Source organism: Pseudomonas sp. SWRI18, assembly GCF_014268345.1.
In the GTDB taxonomy this organism is placed as follows: domain Bacteria; phylum Pseudomonadota; class Gammaproteobacteria; order Pseudomonadales; family Pseudomonadaceae; genus Aquipseudomonas; species Aquipseudomonas cedrina.
Genome location: NZ_JACCQQ010000004.1, coordinates 214,757 through 231,580, shown reverse-complemented (window position 1 = coordinate 231,580; position 16,824 = coordinate 214,757). Strand labels below are relative to the sequence as shown.

Annotated in this window: 13 protein-coding genes; 1 reads left to right on the top strand and 12 read right to left on the bottom strand. The window is 62.3% G+C overall.

What is annotated here, in order from left to right; translation table 11 throughout:
* Positions 1–5 precede the first annotated feature (5 nt).
* The 11 genes from H0Z09_RS07460 to H0Z09_RS07410 all read right to left on the bottom strand — a co-directional run bounded on the left by H0Z09_RS07460 (position 6) and on the right by H0Z09_RS07410 (position 15,302).
* On the bottom strand, positions 6–2,501 hold the full coding sequence (locus H0Z09_RS07460) for a PAS domain-containing protein (RefSeq protein WP_186689196.1): 2,496 nt from the start codon (positions 2,499–2,501) through the stop codon (positions 6–8).
* Positions 2,502–2,639: 138 nt separating this feature from the next.
* Positions 2,640–4,595: an acetoacetate--CoA ligase gene (locus tag H0Z09_RS07455; protein ID WP_186689180.1), complete on the bottom strand. Its 1,956-nt coding sequence runs from the start codon at positions 4,593–4,595 to the stop codon at positions 2,640–2,642.
* A gap of 170 nt (positions 4,596–4,765) precedes the next feature.
* Positions 4,766–5,539 (bottom strand): 3-hydroxybutyrate dehydrogenase, encoded by a 774-nt coding sequence (locus tag H0Z09_RS07450; RefSeq protein WP_186689177.1) that lies wholly within the window; start codon positions 5,537–5,539, stop codon positions 4,766–4,768.
* Between the two features lie 7 nt (positions 5,540–5,546).
* A complete protein-coding gene (locus tag H0Z09_RS07445; protein ID WP_186689175.1) occupies positions 5,547–6,938 on the bottom strand; it encodes a GntP family permease in 1,392 nt (463 codons plus the stop codon).
* Between the two features lie 287 nt (positions 6,939–7,225).
* Complete coding sequence (locus H0Z09_RS07440; RefSeq protein ID WP_186689172.1) at positions 7,226–8,632, bottom strand: sigma 54-interacting transcriptional regulator; 1,407 nt, start codon at positions 8,630–8,632, stop codon at positions 7,226–7,228.
* Between the two features lie 141 nt (positions 8,633–8,773).
* Complete coding sequence (locus H0Z09_RS07435) at positions 8,774–10,345, bottom strand: ABC transporter ATP-binding protein (protein ID WP_186689169.1); 1,572 nt, start codon at positions 10,343–10,345, stop codon at positions 8,774–8,776.
* 10 nt (positions 10,346–10,355) lie between these two features.
* Positions 10,356–11,378: an ABC transporter permease gene (locus H0Z09_RS07430; RefSeq protein ID WP_076950563.1), complete on the bottom strand. Its 1,023-nt coding sequence runs from the start codon at positions 11,376–11,378 to the stop codon at positions 10,356–10,358.
* Positions 11,378–12,439, bottom strand: coding sequence for a microcin C ABC transporter permease YejB (locus H0Z09_RS07425; RefSeq protein WP_186689166.1), 1,062 nt, complete (start codon positions 12,437–12,439; stop codon positions 11,378–11,380). Before H0Z09_RS07425 ends, H0Z09_RS07430 begins: the two co-directional genes overlap by 1 nt.
* Positions 12,439–14,298 (bottom strand): extracellular solute-binding protein, encoded by a 1,860-nt coding sequence (locus tag H0Z09_RS07420; RefSeq protein WP_186689163.1) that lies wholly within the window; start codon positions 14,296–14,298, stop codon positions 12,439–12,441. The genes H0Z09_RS07425 and H0Z09_RS07420 overlap by 1 nt, the downstream gene beginning before the upstream one ends.
* A 130-nt stretch (positions 14,299–14,428) precedes the next feature.
* Complete coding sequence (locus H0Z09_RS07415; protein WP_076950560.1) at positions 14,429–14,710, bottom strand: peptidylprolyl isomerase; 282 nt, start codon at positions 14,708–14,710, stop codon at positions 14,429–14,431.
* 97 nt (positions 14,711–14,807) lie between these two features.
* Positions 14,808–15,302 (bottom strand): DUF1543 domain-containing protein, encoded by a 495-nt coding sequence (locus H0Z09_RS07410; RefSeq protein WP_186689160.1) that lies wholly within the window; start codon positions 15,300–15,302, stop codon positions 14,808–14,810.
* Between the two features lie 106 nt (positions 15,303–15,408).
* Here H0Z09_RS07410 and H0Z09_RS07405 point away from each other — a divergent pair, with 106 nt between their 5' ends.
* On the top strand, positions 15,409–16,230 hold the full coding sequence (locus H0Z09_RS07405) for an aldo/keto reductase (protein WP_186689157.1): 822 nt from the start codon (positions 15,409–15,411) through the stop codon (positions 16,228–16,230).
* Positions 16,231–16,282: 52 nt separating this feature from the next.
* Here the strand turns inward: H0Z09_RS07405 and H0Z09_RS07400 are convergent, their stop codons facing one another.
* Positions 16,283–16,798 (bottom strand): Hcp family type VI secretion system effector, encoded by a 516-nt coding sequence (locus tag H0Z09_RS07400; RefSeq protein WP_025858362.1) that lies wholly within the window; start codon positions 16,796–16,798, stop codon positions 16,283–16,285.
* Positions 16,799–16,824 lie beyond the last annotated feature (26 nt).

The following is a 16,824-nucleotide window of genomic DNA, read 5'->3' as shown; positions in this document are numbered from 1 at the left end:
TGAACTCATTGCGCCCCGCCGATCATGCCGCGAATTTTCGTGGCCAGCAGGTCGATGGAAAACGGCTTGGCGACCATGTCCATGCCTTCTTCGAGGAAGCCCTGGCGCTCGGCGGCTTTTTCGGCGTAACCGGTCATGAACAGCACCTTGAGCCCCGGCCTGTGCTGGCGCGCAATTTCCGCCAACTGCCGGCCGTTCATACCCGGCAGGCCGACGTCAGTGACCAGCAGGTCCACGCGCAGGTCCGACTCCAGCAGCGGCAACGCGGCCCGTGCGTCCGCCGCCTGGTGCGCGGTGTAGCCCAGTTCATCGAGCACATTGACCACCAGCATGCGCACCGCCGGATCGTCCTCGACCACCACCACCGCCTCACCGGCCAGGGCCAGCGGCGCCTCGCTCAAGTGGGCGGGCAGGTTGTTTTCCAGCGACGTACCGAACAGGCGCGGCAGGTACAGGCGCACGCACGTACCCTGGCCCGGCTCGCTGTGGATGGTCACGTGGCCGCCGGACTGCTGGGCAAACCCGTAGATCATCGACAGCCCCAGGCCGGTGCCCTGGCCGATGGGTTTGGTGGTGAAAAACGGATCGAACGCCTTGGCCAGGATCTTCGGCGCCATGCCGGTGCCGTTGTCGCATACGCCAAGCATCACGTAGTCGCCGGCCTTGACCGGTTCAAGGGTGGTGATGTCGCTACCGTCCAGGTAGCTGTTGGCGGTCTCGATCAGAATTTCACCGCCGTCGGGCATGGCGTCGCGGGCGTTGATCACCAGGTTGAGCAAGGCGTTTTCCAGTTGGCTGGCGTCGGTGTTGACCGGCCAGATATCGCGCCCCAGTCGCACCTTGAGGTCGATATGCGCGCCCTTGGTGCGGCGGAACAACTCTTCCAGGGACGCCACCAACTGGTTCGGGTCCAGCGGGCGGAGGTCCAGCGATTGACGCCGCGAGAAGGCCAGCAGCCGGTGGGTGAGGGCGGCGGCACGCCGGGCCGAAGACACGGCGGTATCGGTAAAGCGGCCGATCTCGTCACTGCGCCCGGCGGCGATATAGCGCTGCATCAGGTCGAGGCTGCCGATGATGCCGGTGAGCATATTGTTGAAGTCATGGGCGATGCCGCCGGTGAGCTGGCCCACGGCCTCCATCTTCTGCGCATGGCGCAGGGCGTCTTCGGCGCGCTCGCGCTCGTACATCTCGTTCTGCAGGCGCTGGTTGGCCTCGGCCAGTGCCTGGGTGCGCTGCGCCACGCGCTCTTCGAGATTTTCGTTGAGGTGGCGCAGGGCTTCTTCGGTGAGCTTGCGTTCGGTTTCATCGATCACAAAGATGTAGAACCCATTCACCGAACCGTCATTGCTGAAGCGCGGCAGGTACTTCATCAAGGCATGGCGCGGCCGGCCGTCGCGGTGCGGTGTGACGGTCATGAAGCTGCAGGCCTTGCCCTTGAGCGCGGCGGCGATCTTGTCGGCGCGGCCTGCGTACACCTGCTCGCCGAGCACGTCGCGGATGGTCCTGCCGTACAGCTCCTGGGGCGTCTTGCCGTACCACTCCAGGTAGGCGCTGTTGTTCAGGCGAAAGCGTTCCTCATGGTCGACATAGCCGATCAGCACCGGCATGGCGTTGATGATCAGTTGCAGTTCGGTCTGGCTTTGGCGCAGGGCCTGCTCGGTGTTCTTGCGCTCGGTCAGGTCCAGCGCGGCACCGAGGAACCGCGCGGGGCGGCCCTGATGATCCTTGTAGCAGCGGCCCCGCGCAAATACCCAGCGCACTTGGCCGTCGGCCTGCAAGAGCCGGTATTCCTCGGCGTATTCGGTGCCGAAGGTAATGCAATGCTTGATGCTGCGCGCCACCATGCCGCGGTCTTCGGGGTGCACGCCTTGCAGGTAGTCGCTGATCGGCAGGCGGCCCGCGTCGCTGGGGTCCACGCCATGCAGGTAGGCGAAGTGCGCGTCGGCGATGAAGCGGTCTTCGCCGATATCCCAATCCCAGGTGCCCACCGCGTCGGTCGCCGCCAGTGCGAGCTGCAGGCGTTGCTCGGTATTGTGCTGGGCCTTGCGACGCTCGTTGGTTTCGATGGCGGTAACCAGGATACCGGCCACGTTGGCGCTTTCGTCGCGGATCGGGCTGTAGGTCAGGTCCAGCCAGATTTCGGTGTCGCGGTTATGGCGTTGCAGCACGAAACGCTGCTCGCTGAAGGTGCGCGCCTGGCCGCTGAACACGGCGTCGTAGATCGGCGCGGTAAAGCTCTCCAGCTCCGGCCAGGTCTGGTGCGTCGGCTGCCCCATCGCTTCGGGGTGTTTGTTGCCGGCAAGCAGGGCGAAGCCGTCGTTGTAGAGTTGCGTGAGCTGCTTGCCCCACAGCAGCAGCATGGGCATCGGCGAATGCACGACGATGTCCACTGCGGTGCGCAGGCTTTGCGGCCATTCATTGGCCTCACCGAGGGGGCTGTGCGCCCAGTCCAACCGCGCAATCAATGCGGCGGTTTCGCTGCCGGTGGATGTTCCATTCATGAAAAAGCCCTGAGCGTAACGCTTTGAAAGATGACAACACCCATTATCCCGCGAGCCGGGAATGGGTGACTACCCCCAAAAAATAGCATGGCTTGGGGGTTTTTCTTCACCTCCGTACGTCGGCGCTGAAACCTTTCATTATTCAGCCAGCTCCGGGCGATCGCGAAACTGCTCCAGGGCCTGGGGGTTGGCCAGGGCATCGGTGTTCTTCACCGGTTCGCCGTGCACCACATTGCGCACCGCCAATTCAACAATCTTGCCGCTGATGGTGCGGGGGATATCGCTGACCGCCAGGATCCTGGCCGGCACATGGCGCGGCGTGGTGTTGGCGCGGATGACCTGGCGAATCTGCTGCTGCAGCGCTTCGTCCAGTTCCACGCCGTCATCGAGGCGCACGAACAGCACCACGCGCACGTCGTCCTGCCAGCGCTGGCCGATGGCCAGGCTCTCCAGCACCTGTGGCAGCTTTTCCACCTGGCGATAGATCTCTGCGGTACCAATGCGCACGCCGCCGGGGTTGAGCACGGCGTCGGAGCGCCCGTGGATCAGCAGGCTGCCATTCGGGCGTTGTTCGGCATAGTCGCCCTGGGCCCAGACGCCGGGAAACTGGCTGAAATATGCGGCGCGCAGCTTCTGGCCATCCGGGTCGTTCCACAGGCCGATGGGCATGGCCGGGAAATGCCGGGTGCACACCAGTTCGCCTTTTTCGCCGACCCGCGGCTGGCCCTCGTCGTCCCACACCTCAATGGCCATCGCCAGACTCTTGCATTGCATTTCGCCGCGACGCACCGGCAACACCGGGTTGCCGATCACAAAGCAGGAGACGATATCGGTGCCGCCGGACATCGACGACAGGCACAACTCGTGCTTGATCTCGCGGTACACATAGTCGTAGCTCTGCGGCGACAGCGGCGAACCGGTGGAGATCAGCCCCTTGAGGCTGCCCAGGTCGTGGCTCAGGCGCGGCTGCAGCCCGGATTTTTCCAGGGTCGCGAGAAACTTGGGGCTGGTGCCGAACACGCTGATGCGTTCTGCGTCTATCAGGTCGATCAGCCGCTCGGGGCCTGGATGAAACGGCGAGCCGTCATACAGCACCGCCGTGGCGCCGATGGCCAGCACCGAGACCAGCCAGTTCCACATCATCCAGCCGCAAGTGGTGTAGTAGAACAGGCAGTCGTCCCTGGACAAGTCGGCATGCAGGCCGTGTTCCTTGAGATGGGTGAGCAACACGCCCCCGGTGCCGTGGATGATGCACTTGGGCACGCCGGTGGTACCGCTGGAATAGAGGATGTACAGCGGATGATCGAAGGGCACCGCGACGAAATCCGGCTCGCCGCCGGGTGAGTAGAAGTCCTGCCACAAAGTGACGCTGGCCCGTATCTGATAGTCCTCGACCCGCGCCTGTGGCCGCGCGTAGGGCACGATGATCAACTGCTCCAAGGACGGCAGGCGCGTGAGGATTTCATTGAGCTTGGCGCGCTGGTCGATGGTTTTGCCGGCATAGCGGTAACCCGCGCAAGTGATCAGGACCTTGGGTTCGATCTGGCCGAAACGGTCGATCACGCCCTGGGTGCCGAAGTCCGGCGAAGAGCACGACCAGATCGCCCCCAGGCTGGTGGTGGCGAGCATCCCCACCAGAGTTTGCCAGGTGTTGGGCATACACGCAGCGACGCGGTCGCCTTGGGTTACGCCAGCGGCGCGCAGGCTGTTTTGCAGGCCGGCGACGTGTGCGGCCAGTTCGGCATAGGTGAGTTGTTCGCGCTGGCCGTCTTCGCCAATGGCCACCACCGCCGTGTGATCGTCGCGACGGCGCAACAGGTGCTCGGCAAAGTTCAGGGTCGCGCCGGGGAACCACTGGGCGCTGGGCATTTCGGTGCCTTCAACCAGCACCGCTGTGGGCGGGCTGCGAAATTGCACATCGAAGTATTCGACGATGGCCTGCCAGAAGGCCGGGCGCTGGTCGATGCTCCACTGGTGCAGGGCCGGGTAGTCGTTGAGCTGCAGGCTATAGCGCTCGTTGATGTAACGCCGGAACTGGTCCATCCGCGTGTTGCGGACGCGTTCGGGGGAGGGTTGCCAGAGGATGTCGGACATCGCGAGCTCTCTTGTTCTTGTAGAAGTCTGCCAGACAACACAGATCCAATGTGGGAGCGGGCTTGCTCGCGAATGCGGTCTTTCAGTTGGCACATCTGTGACTGACCCACCGCATTCGCGAGCAAGCCCGCTCCCACATTTGGATCTCCCGTGTTGGCTGGATTCGGGGGTTATTGAGCCAGCCAGCCACCATCGATATTCCACGCCGCACCGCGTACCTGGCTGCCGGCCTCGCTGCATAAAAACAGCACCAGCTCGCCCAACTGTGGCGGTGTCACAAACTCCAGCGACGGCTGCTTTTCCGCCAGCAACTCCTGCTGCGCCTGCTGCGGGTCGACGCCATGGGCGGCGCGATCATCGATCTGCTTCTGCACCAGCGGCGTCAGCACCCAGCCGGGGCAGATGGCATTGCACGTCACATTGCTGGTGGCCGTTTCCAGGCCCACCACCTTGGTCAAGCCGATCACCCCGTGCTTGGCCGCCACATACGCGGCCTTGCCCACCGAGCCGACCTGGCCGTGCACCGACGCGATATTGACGATACGCCCCCAGCCCTTGGCCTTCATCCCCGGCAAGCTCAGGCGCGTGCTGTGGAACACCGATGACAGGTTGATCGCGATGATGGAATCCCAGCGCTCGGCCGGGAAGTCTTCCACGGCGGCCACGTGCTGGATTCCGGCGTTATTCACCAGGATATCCACGCCGCCGAATTCACGCTCGGCGTAGGCGATCATGTCGGCGATCTGCGCCGGGTCGCTGACATCCGCCGGGTGATGGCCCACTTTGCCGCCAAACGCCTGCACCTGAGCGACCACCGCGCTGGCGTCGCCGAAACCATTGAGGATCAGATTGGCGCCAGCCTTGGCCAGGCTCAACGCGATGCCCAGGCCGATGCCGCTGGTGGAGCCGGTGACCAGGGCGGTCTTGCCATTCAAAGTCGTCATGAACACCTCACACAATGCCAGTGGCGTAGAAAGTACCGATCACCACGAACACCGCGAGGGTCTTGATGAGGGTGATGCCGAAAATGTCCTTGTAGGCTTCGCGGTGGGTCAGGCCGGTCACCGCCAGCAGCGTGATCACCGCGCCGTTGTGAGGCAGGGTGTCCATGCCGCCGCTGGCCATGGCCGCGACCCGGTGCAGCACTTCAAGGGGAATATTGGCCGCATGGGCCGCCGAAATAAAGCTCTCGGACATCGCCGCCAGGGCGATGCTCATGCCGCCCGACGCGGAGCCGGTGATACCGGCCAGCAAGGTCACGGTGATCGCTTCATTGACCAGCGGGTTGGGGATGCCCTTGAGCCAGTCCGCCAGCACCAGAAAGCCCGGCAAAGAGGCGATCACGGCGCCAAAGCCGTACTCGGACGCGGTGTTCATCGCCGCCAGCAGCGCGCCGCTGACCGCACTTTTGCTGCCCTCGGCGAGCTTGCTCTTGATCGCCGACCAGCCAAACGCCAGCACCATGAGAATGCCCACCAGCAACGCCGCCTGCACCGCCCAGATCGCGGTGAGCTTGGCGATTTCGGTGGTCACCGGTGCGCTCATGCCCGGCAGGCTGAGGCTGTGGGTCTTGCCGTACCACTGCGGGATCCAGTGGGTGAACAGCAGGTTCATCACCCCGACCAGGATCAGCGGCGACACTGCGATCCAAGGGTTGGGCAGCGTAAGGTTCTCGGCGGTTTCCGGCTCGTTGCGCAACTCGGTGCCATAGCCTTCACCGGCGCGTTGCGCCTTGTTGCGCTGGCGCGCCAGGTACAGCATGCCGGCGCAGAACACGAAGATTGTGCCGATCAAACCCAGCCACGGCGCGGCCCAGGCGGTGGTGTTGAAGAAGGTGCTGGGAATGATGTTCTGGATCTGCGGCGTGCCGGGCAGGGCGTCCATGGTGAACGAGAACGCACCCAGCGCGATGGTGGCGGGAATCAGGCGCTTGGGGATATTGCTCTGGCGGAACATCTCCGCCGCGAACGGATACACCGCAAACACCACCACGAACAGCGACACGCCGCCGTAAGTGAGCAGGGCGCAGACCAGCACGATCACCAACATCGCCTGGCGTGTGCCGAGCAAACGGATCGCGGCGGCGACGATGGAGCGTGAAAAGCCCGACAGCTCGATCAGCTTGCCGAACACCGCGCCCAGCAGGAATACAGGGAAATACAATTTGATGAAACCGACCATTTTTTCCATGAACACGCCGGTAAAGGCGGGTGCGACGGCGGACGGGTCGGTGAGCAGCACAGCGCCGAGCGCAGCGATGGGGGCAAACAGGATGACGCTGTAGCCACGGTAGGCGGCCAGCATCAGCAGCGCGAGGGCCGCCAGGGCAATGATCACACTCATGGTGTGTCTCCAGGTTGGATTGTTATTTTTGTGGGGTGTGGCTGTGGGGAGGGCTATAGCGAGATGCGTGCCAAAAGATTAACGTGTTGAAATATAAGGGGAAAATATCTTTTTCGGTAAGTGACCTTGAATTTAGTCTCCTATTTGAGACAAGTGAAGATCCCCTGTGGGAGCGGGCTTGCTCGCGAAAGCGGTGTGTCAGCGAGAGAATTCGGTACTGAACCACCGCATTCGCGAGCAAGCCCGCTCCCACATTGGAATGTCTTTTTATGTGGAATTTCGTCTCTTTATTGAGACTCGCTAATGCCCAGCGCCACCATCTTCTTATACAACGTCGACCGCCCAAGCCCCAGCCGTCTGGCCGCTTCCACCACATTCCCGCCGCACGCGCTCAATGCCGCCCCAATCACCTGCCGATCGAACCGCTTCCGTGCCGCACTGAACGACTCACCCTCGACGGCCGGCACCGGGTTGCGCTCCACCGGGGTAAACGTCCCTATCGCCGCGCGGATTTCCCGGGCATCCAGCACCAGGTCATCACTCAACAGCGCCGCGCGCTCCAGCACATTGCGCAGCTCGCGGATGTTGCCCGGCCACGCATGCTGCGCCAGCAAGGTCAAGGCGTCCTGATCCAACTCGTGCTGGCTGCGCAGTTCTTCAAGGATGGCTTCGCTCAACGCCGGAATATCATCCAGGCGCTCACGCAGCGGCGGCACCTGGATTGGCAGCACGTTCAGCCGGTAATACAAGTCCGCGCGGAATTCGCCGCGCTTGATCGCCGCTTCCAGGTCCATGGACGTGGCGGCGATCACCCGCACATCACTGTGCAGCATCTCGTTGGAGCCCACGGGTTCGAATTCCTTTTCCTGCAGCACCCGCAGCAATTTGCTTTGCAGTGGCAAGGGCATGTCGCCGATTTCATCCAGAAACAGCGTGCCGCCCTGGGCAATCTGGAATTTGCCCGGACGGCCCTTGCGGTCGGCGCCGGTAAACGCGCCCGGCGCGGTGCCGAAAAACTCGGCTTCCAGCAGGTCGGCGGGGATGGCGGCGCTGTTGATACTGACAAAGGCCTTGTGCGCACGCGTCGATGCGCCATGAATCGCCTGGGCCAGCAACTCCTTGCCGGTGCCGGTTTCGCCCAGCAGCAGCACGGGCGATTCGGCACTCGCACTGCGCCGCGCCCGGCGCTTGACTTCAAGGCTGGCCGCGCTGGTGCCGATAAAGTGCGCGAAGTTGTATTTACTCTGCCGTGAGCGCAACAGCGAGCGCGTGGACGCAAGCTCCTGCTGCAGGCTCAGGTAGCGTTCGATCAATGGCGACAGGTTGCGCAGCTCATCGAACAGCGCAAAGCCAATCGCCCCGATCACCGCGCCGGCATCGTTGTGAATCGGCAGGCGCATCACCACCAGGGGGCCCTTGGGTGTGTCCTGGATGTCCAGCAATATCGGCTGGTCATTGCGCACCACCTGGCGCAACAGGCTGTTGGAAATCACCTGTTCGCACGGTTGGCCGATGGCCTGGTCGGCACTCTTGAGCCCGAAGCGCCTGGCATAGCGCTCGTTCATCCACACGATAGTGGCGTCGCGGTCGACAATCACCGTGCCTTCGCTGGACTGCTCGATGATCTCGAACAGCGACTGGATGGCCAGGCCACGAACCTGTTGGTAGTCCTTGAGGCTATCGGTCATGTTCATGTTCAGGCTACCAGCACAAATGGGGAAGGGAATCGCGATCCTTGTGGGAGCGGGCTTGCTCGCGAAAGCGGTGTGTCAGCGGGCCTATACGGTACTGATACACCGCCTTCGTGAGCAAGCCCGCTCCCACAGGGGGAGTGCCTACAAGGGAATGTGCGCCGCCGCCAGCAGTTCCCTGGTATATGGATGCTGCGGCGCATCAAACACCTCGTGGCTCGCGCCGCGCTCCACCACCTTGCCGTCCTTGATCACGATCATGTCATGGGCCATGGCGCGCACCACGGCCAGGTCATGGCTGATAAACAGGTAGGTCAGGCCGTATTTATCCTGCAGTTCGCGCAGCAACCCCACCACCTGTTTCTGCACGGTGCGGTCGAGGGCCGAGGTGGGTTCGTCCAGCAGCATCAGCGCCGGCTTGAGCACGAGGGCGCGGGCAATGGCGATGCGCTGACGCTGGCCGCCGGAAAACTCGTGGGGGTAGCGGTGCCGGGTGGCGGGGTCGAGGCCGACGTCCTTGAGCACCTGGATCACCTGCGCATCGCGCTCGGCCAGGCTGCAAGGCGCGTGCACCTCCAGGCCTTCGCTGATGATCTGCGCCACGGTCATGCGTGGGCTGAGGCTGCCGTAGGGGTCCTGGAACACCACCTGCATCTGCTTGCGCCAGGGCCGCATCTGTTGGTTATTCAGCGGGTCGAGGGCTTCACCCTTAAAACGAATGCTGCCGGTGGAATCGAGCAACCGCAGGATGGCCTGGCCCAGGGTGGATTTGCCCGAGCCGGACTCGCCGACAATCCCCAGGGTCTTGCCGCGCTGCACGCTGAGGCTGATGCCGTCCACCGCGCGTAAGTAGCGCTTGCGCCGAAACAGCCCGCCGCCGAGGGGGAATTGCACGCTCAGGTCATTCACCTCCAGCACCGTCTCGCGTTCGTCAACGCACACGGCGTCGCCCGCGGGTTCCGCATCCAGTAACAGCTGGCTGTAAGGATGCTGCGGCGCGGTGAACAAGGTTTCGCAATCGGCCTGTTCGACAATTTCGCCGGCGCGCATCACACACACGCGCTGGGCAATGCTGCGCACCAGGTTGAGGTCATGGCTGATCAGCAGCAGCGACATGCCCAGACGCTGTTGCAAGGAATTGAGCAGCAGCAGGATCTTGCGCTGCACGGTCACGTCCAACGCGGTGGTGGGTTCGTCGGCGATCAGCAGCTCGGGCTCGCAGGCCAGGGCCATGGCGATCATCACCCGTTGGCGCTGGCCGCCGGAGAGCTGATGGGGATAGGCCTTGAGCCGTTCCTGGGGTTTCTGGATGCCTACCAGATCGAGCAGTTCGAGGATGCGTGCCTGCGCCGCCTTGCCGCCCAGGCCCTTGTGCAAGAGCAGGGTTTCGCCGATCTGCTTTCCGATGCTGTGCAGGGGGTTCAGGGACGTCATCGGCTCCTGGAAGATCATCGCGATGCGGTTGCCGCGCAGCTTCTGCAGGGTGGCCGCCGACGCACCGATCAACTCCTGGCCGCGATACTTCACCGAACCGGTCGTGTGCGTACCGGCCTCGGGCAGCAGTTGCAGGATCGAATGGGCCGTCACCGACTTGCCCGAACCCGACTCGCCCACCAGCGCCAGGCATTCGCCGGGGCGCACGTCCAGGCTGAGGTTGCGCACTACGGTCTGGCCGCTGAAAGCGACGTTGAGGTCGCGTATTTCGATGAGGTTCATACGCACGTACTCATGAGCGGGGGTCGAAGGCATCACGCAACGCCTCGCCGATAAAGACCAGCAGCGACAGGATCAGCGCCAGGGTGAAAAACGCCGTCAGGCCCAGCCAGGGTGCTTGCAGGTTCTGCTTGCCCTGGGCGATCAGTTCGCCCAGCGACGCGCTGCCCGCCGGCATGCCAAAGCCGAGGAAATCCAGAGCGCTGAGGGTGGAGATCGCCCCGGTCAGGATAAACGGCAGGTAGCTCAGCGTCGCCGTCATGGCGTTGGGCAGGATATGCCGGCGAATGATCTTGCCGTCGCCCAAGCCCAGCGCCCGTGCGGCCTTGACGTATTCCAGGTTGCGCCCGCGCAGGAACTCGGCGCGCACTACGTCCACCAGGGCCAGCCAGGAAAACAGCGCCATGATCCCCAGAAGCCACCAGAAATTGGGCTCGACAAAGCCCGACAGGATGATCAGCAGGTACAGCACCGGCAACCCGGACCACACCTCCAGCACGCGCTGGCCGATCAAGTCCACCCAACCGCCGTAATAACCCTGCAACGCACCGGCCGCGATGCCGATGGCCGCGCTGATCGCGGTGAGCGCCAAGGCAAACAGGATCGACACCCGCGCGCCAAAAATCACCCGCGCCAGCACATCCCGCGATTGATCATCAGTGCCCAGCCAATTTACCGATGAGGGCGGGCTGGGGGCAGGGCGGGTCAGTTCGTAGTTGGGGGTGTCGTCACTGAACGGGATCGGCGGGAACAGCATCCAGCCGCCGTCCTGCTTGATCAGCTTTTGCACGTAGTCACTGCGGTAGTCGGCCTGGAACGGCAACTGTCCGCCGAACTGCTGTTCGGTGTAGCGCTTGAACACCGGAAAATACAGCTCGTTCTTGAAGCTCAGCACCAGCGGCTTGTCGTTGGCGATCAGTTCGCCGCCCAGGGTCAGCAGAAACAGGCCGATAAACAGCCACAGCGACCACCAGCCGCGACGGTTTTTCTTGAAGCGCTCGAAGCGCCGACGGGCAACGGGAGACAGATCAAGCATCAGGCGTTCCTCGCGGCGAAGTCGATACGCGGGTCCACCAGGGTGTAGCAGAGGTCGCCGATCAGTTTTATCAAGAGGCCGAACAAGGTGAAGATAAACAACGAGCCGAACACCACCGGATAATCGCGCGATACCGCCGCTTCGTAGCTCATGCGGCCCAGGCCGTCGAGGGAGAAAATCACCTCGATCAGCAAGGAGCCTGCAAAGAACACGCTGATGAATGCCTGGGGAATCCCCGAGATCACCAGCAGCATGGCGTTGCGGAACACATGGCCGTAGAGCACGCGCTGTTCGCTCAAGCCCTTGGCGCGTGCGGTCACCACGTATTGGCGCGTGATTTCATTAAGGAACGAGTTTTTGGTCAGGATGGTCAGCGTGGCGAACCCGCCGATGACCAGCGACGTCACCGGCAACACCAGGTGCCAGAAATAATCGGCCACCTTGCCAATCGTGCTCAACTCTTCGAAGTTTTCCGAGACCAGCCCGCGCACCGGGAACCAGTTCAGCGAAGTGCCACCGGCAAATACCACGATCAGGAACATCGCGAACAGAAACGCCGGCATCGCATAGCCGATGACGATGGCGGTGCTGCTCCATACGTCAAAGCTGCTGCCGTGGCGCACCGCCTTGCGAATCCCCAGGGGGATCGACACCAGGTAGGTGATCAGCGTGGCCCACAGGCCGAGGGAAATGGTCACCGGCATTTTTTCCAGGATCAGGTCGATCACCGTCTTGCCGCGAAAGAAGCTGTTACCAAAATCCAGCTGGGCGTAGCTCTTGAGCATCAGCCACAGGCGTTCCGGCGCGGGCTTGTCGAAGCCGTATTGTTTTTCGATGTCCTTGATCAATTTCGGGTCCAGGCCACGGCTGGCGCGGGAACCGCTGCTGATACCTTCGCCGGACGCGCCGCCGACGCCACCGCCGCCGATGCCTTGCAGGTGGGCGATGGCTTGTTCCACCGGGCCACCGGGGGCGGCCTGCACGATCACGAAATTCACCAGCAGGATGATCACCAGCGTCGGGATGATCAGCAGCAGGCGCCGCACGATATAGGCAAACATCAGCGCGCCCCTCCGCGTTTTTTCAACTCAGCGCTCATTTGCTCGTTAGTCAGTGGCGTGGGGCTGATTTCCCACCAGGTTTCCAGGGCTTCGTCGTTCTTCGCCTCGATGACCGGGCGGCCGAAGCGGTTCCACCAAGCGGCAGATGTGCCCGGTGGGTAGTAATTGGGGATCCACAGGTAATTCCATTGCAGCACGCGGTCCAGCGCATGGGCGTAAGTGAGCATCTGCGCCTGGGTGTCGGCCTTGACCAGGCCCTTGATCAGGCTGTCGACGGCCGGGTCCTTGAGCACCATGTAGTTATTCGCGCCGGGATCGAAGGCGGCGGCCGAGCCGAAGTAGTTGTACAGCTCCATGCCGGGCGACGTGGTGACGGGAAAACCGGTGACAATCATGTCGTAGTCCCTGGCCATTAACCGGTTCACGTATTGGGAGGAGTCGATGCGGCGGATATTCAGCGTGATGCCGATCTGCGCAAGGTTGCGCTTGTACGGCAACAGCAGGCGCTCCAGGCCGGCCTGGGCATTGAGGAAGGTGAATTCCAGCGGCTTGCCTTCGGCATTGACCAGTCTGTCGCCGTCCGGTTTCCAGCCAGCTTCCTGCAGCAGGGCCAGGGCTTGCAACTGTTTATCGCGGATCATGCCGCTGCCATCGGTGACCGGGGCCTTGAACACCTGGGTGAACACCTCGTCGGGCACCTGGCCGCGCAAAGGTTCAAGAATCGCCAGTTCCTCTTTGGTCGGCAGTTGGCTGGCCGCCAGCGGGCTGTTGGAGAAGAAGCTTTGCTGGCGGATATACATATTGCGCATCATCTGCCGGTTGGCCCATTCGAAGTCCCACAGCATCGCCAGTGCCTGGCGCACGCGGCGGTCCTTGAACATCGGGTTTTGCACGTTAAACACGTAACCTTGGGCCGGTTGCGGCATTTCCTTGGCCAGGTGGGCGCGCTGCAGGCGGCCATCGTCCAGGGCCGGGCCGTTGTAGCCGATGGAATAACCGGTGGCGGAAAATTCACGATTGAAATCGTAGGCGCCGCCACGCAGCACCTGGCGGGCCACTTCGGTATCGCCGAAATATTCCAGGCTCAGGTGATCGAAGTTGTACAGGCCGCGGCTGACCGGCAGATCCTTGCCCCACCAAGTCGGGTCGCGGGTAAAGGTGATGGTGCTGCCGGAATCGATCTTGCTGATTTTGTAGGGGCCGCTGCCCAGTGGTGCTTCATAGCCACCGCCGTTGGCGAAGTCACGGGTCTTCCACCAGTGTTCCGGGAAGACCGGCAGGGTTGCGATATCCAGGGGCAGGGTGCGGTTTTCGTTGCTGGAGAAATCAAAACGCACCTGGCGCTCGCCTTCGACTTCAACGTGCTTGACGTCCGCAAACAGGGTGCGAAAGCGCAGGCTGCCCTGGGTCATCAGCAGGTCGAAGCTGTAGCGCACGTCTTCGGCGGTGATCGGCTTGCCGTCGGCAAAGCGTGCCTTGGGGTTGAGGAAAAAACGCAGCGACATGCCGTCATCGGCGCGCTCCATCTTTTCGGCAACCAGGCCGTAGACGGTGTAGGGCTCATCCAGGGAGCGCTGGGCCAGCGGGGCATACACCCAGCCGTCAACCTGGGTAACGCCGATGCCTTTGTCGATATACGGCAACACATGGTCATAGCGCCCGATCTCGATGGCCGAGCGGCGCAGGCTCCCACCCTTGGGGGCATTGGGGTTGGCGTAATCGAAATGGGTGAAGCCGGCGGCGTACTTGGCCGGTTCGCCGTACACCGTCAGATACGGTTGCGGCGTCGCGAACGCCGCAGTGCTGGCCACCAGCAGGGCCAGGCTCGAACTTAGTAGATAGGAAAAAGCCAATCGCATTGTCAGCCTTGAACGCCGTGTGAAGAAGAAAAGGGATTTGTACGCTAACGGCATCAGCGTCGCCAGTCATCACATGCACAACGGCCCACCAGAAGGCGGGCCGTTGTTTATCGCATCAGCGCAGACCGGATCAGTCCTGGCGGCTGGTGACTTCCAGCAGGTGGTAGCCGAACTGGGTTTTCACCGGGCCTTGCACGGTGTTGACCGGGGCGCTGAATACGACGGTGTCGAATTCCTTGACCATCTGGCCTGGACCGAACGAACCCAGGTTGCCGCCATCGCGGCTGGAGGGGCAGCTGGAGTTGGCTTTGGCGATTTCTGCGAAATCGGCGCCGCCTTCGATCTGGGTCTTGAGTTCGTTGCACTTGTCTTCAGTGGAAACGAGGATGTGACGGGCGGTGGCTTTGGCCATGGGGAGTAACTCCTTGAGTGAAAAGGGTGAGCCTACCGGATTCAGGCGGTTATTTCCCGGCAAAGTTCCTGCCGATTGCCGAGCGGTTCGGGTTGGGTCAAGACAGGACGATATAGTCGTTCTGCTGGATGATCGGTCGGTGTGGGCCCTGTACGAGGTGAATGTAGCGTCCGGCTACCAGGTCGATGGGCAGGCAGTCGTCGATATCCATCACAGCGTCCGTATGGGCCTGGGACCAATGGCGCAGCGTATTCTGCTTGCCCTTGCTCATTGCTTCCTGCTTGTTGCGAGCAACCACCAGCAGGTAGTGGTGGGCTTCGCCAAAACTCTTGGCTTCATAACCGCCGAGGTTAATGAAATACAGATGATGCGCTCCAGCGGCAGGTGCGAGGTGGCTGAGTTCGACTTTCCAACCGTCGACACCGTCCACGGCCATCCACGAATCGATATGCACGCCCTTGGGGCTGCCGAACCAATCGGCGCGCAGTTGCGGGTAGGTCGACTCAAGCGTGTCCGCGGCAGCGAACACCACATCGTGAACTTCAATTTTTGCCCGTGGGTGCTTGCCCCCGAGCATCACGACAAACAGCATTGCAGGTTCTTCCTGACGACTTGGCAAAGCGTAACCATACTGCGATTGAACCCTTTTGTCCGGTCAGTGCCACACTGTTAATCCGCGAATTCACCAGGAGGTTGTCATGCGTACCATTGATCTGGCGGGGGTTCCCGTTCCTGTCATAGGCCAGGGAACCTGGCGCATGGGCGAAAATCCCGACCAGCACCGCGCCGAAGTGGCGGCGTTGCAACTGGGCATCGACGAGGGCATGACCCTGATCGATACCGCCGAAATGTATGGTGAGGGCGGCGCCGAAAGGGTTGTCGGCGAGGCCATTCGCGGCAGGCGTGATCAGGTGTTCCTCGTCAGCAAGGTCTATCCGCACAATGCCAGCCATCAGGGCGTGCCCCGTGCCTGTGAAGCCAGCCTCGAACGCCTGGGTACGGACTACATCGATCTGTATCTGCTGCACTGGCGCGGCCAATACCCTCTTGAAGAAACCGTGGAAGCGTTCGAACGCCTGCGCGAAGCCGGCAAGATCGGCCGCTGGGGCGTCTCCAATTTCGATGTCGCCGACCTGCAGGAACTCGCATCCCCGGCCTGCGCCACCAACCAGGTGCTCTATAACATCGAAGAGCGCGGCATTGAGTTCGACCTGCTGCCCTGGTGGCAACAGCACCACTTGCCGTTAATGGCTTACTGCCCGATCGCCCAGGGCGGTGAGCTGCTGTCCAGCCCGACCCTCAAGCAGATCGCCCGCCGCCATGAGGTCACACCCGCCCAGGTGGCCCTGGCCTGGGTGTTGCGCCAGGACGGTGTGATCGCCATTCCCAAAGCGGTCACCCCGGAACATGTGCGACTCAACGCAGCCGCTGCCAAGGTGCTGCTGGATGAACACGACCTGGACGCCATCGATCGTGTGTTTGGCGCACCCAAGCGCAAGCATCCGCTGGCGATGGTGTAGCCAACCGATAGAGGTGGCGCCTTCCCTGGCGCCGCCTCTGCGTCAATCCGGCTTAACCCGCAACCGGGCTGCGCCAGTCATCCGAACCGGAAGTACCGGACACTTCGTGGGTCCACACAATTTTCCGGTACGTGAAGTACACATCTTCCAGGTGGGTGAAGTGGGCGTTGTCCGGGTCCTGGCAATTGGGCATGCGTGACTGGATATCCACGATGGTTGCCCCCTCCAGCTCAATGGTGAAGTAGTGCTCCTGGGTGCCGGCCGAAGAGGTGCGCAGCCATTCGAGCCGGCACTTGACCTCTTCGCCGCTGGTCAGTGCGCTGAACAGCAAGGGCGACGACTTATCGAAGACCTTGCTGATCATCAGGGGTTTATGAACCCTCTGGCCTGTCGGCTGGCCCGATTGCGGGTCGCGCGGAATGATCACCTGATGAGAAAAGGCCTGCACCAGGATCTGGTCCTCATGGCCTTCCTGATAAATGTTACCTACCGAGTCCTGGGTAAACGTACCTGCCGTAATCAAACCTTGTTTGACACCGGTGATGGAGAGATACGCGGGTGTTGGCATGACGGGTTTCCTTGTCTGATTGATGA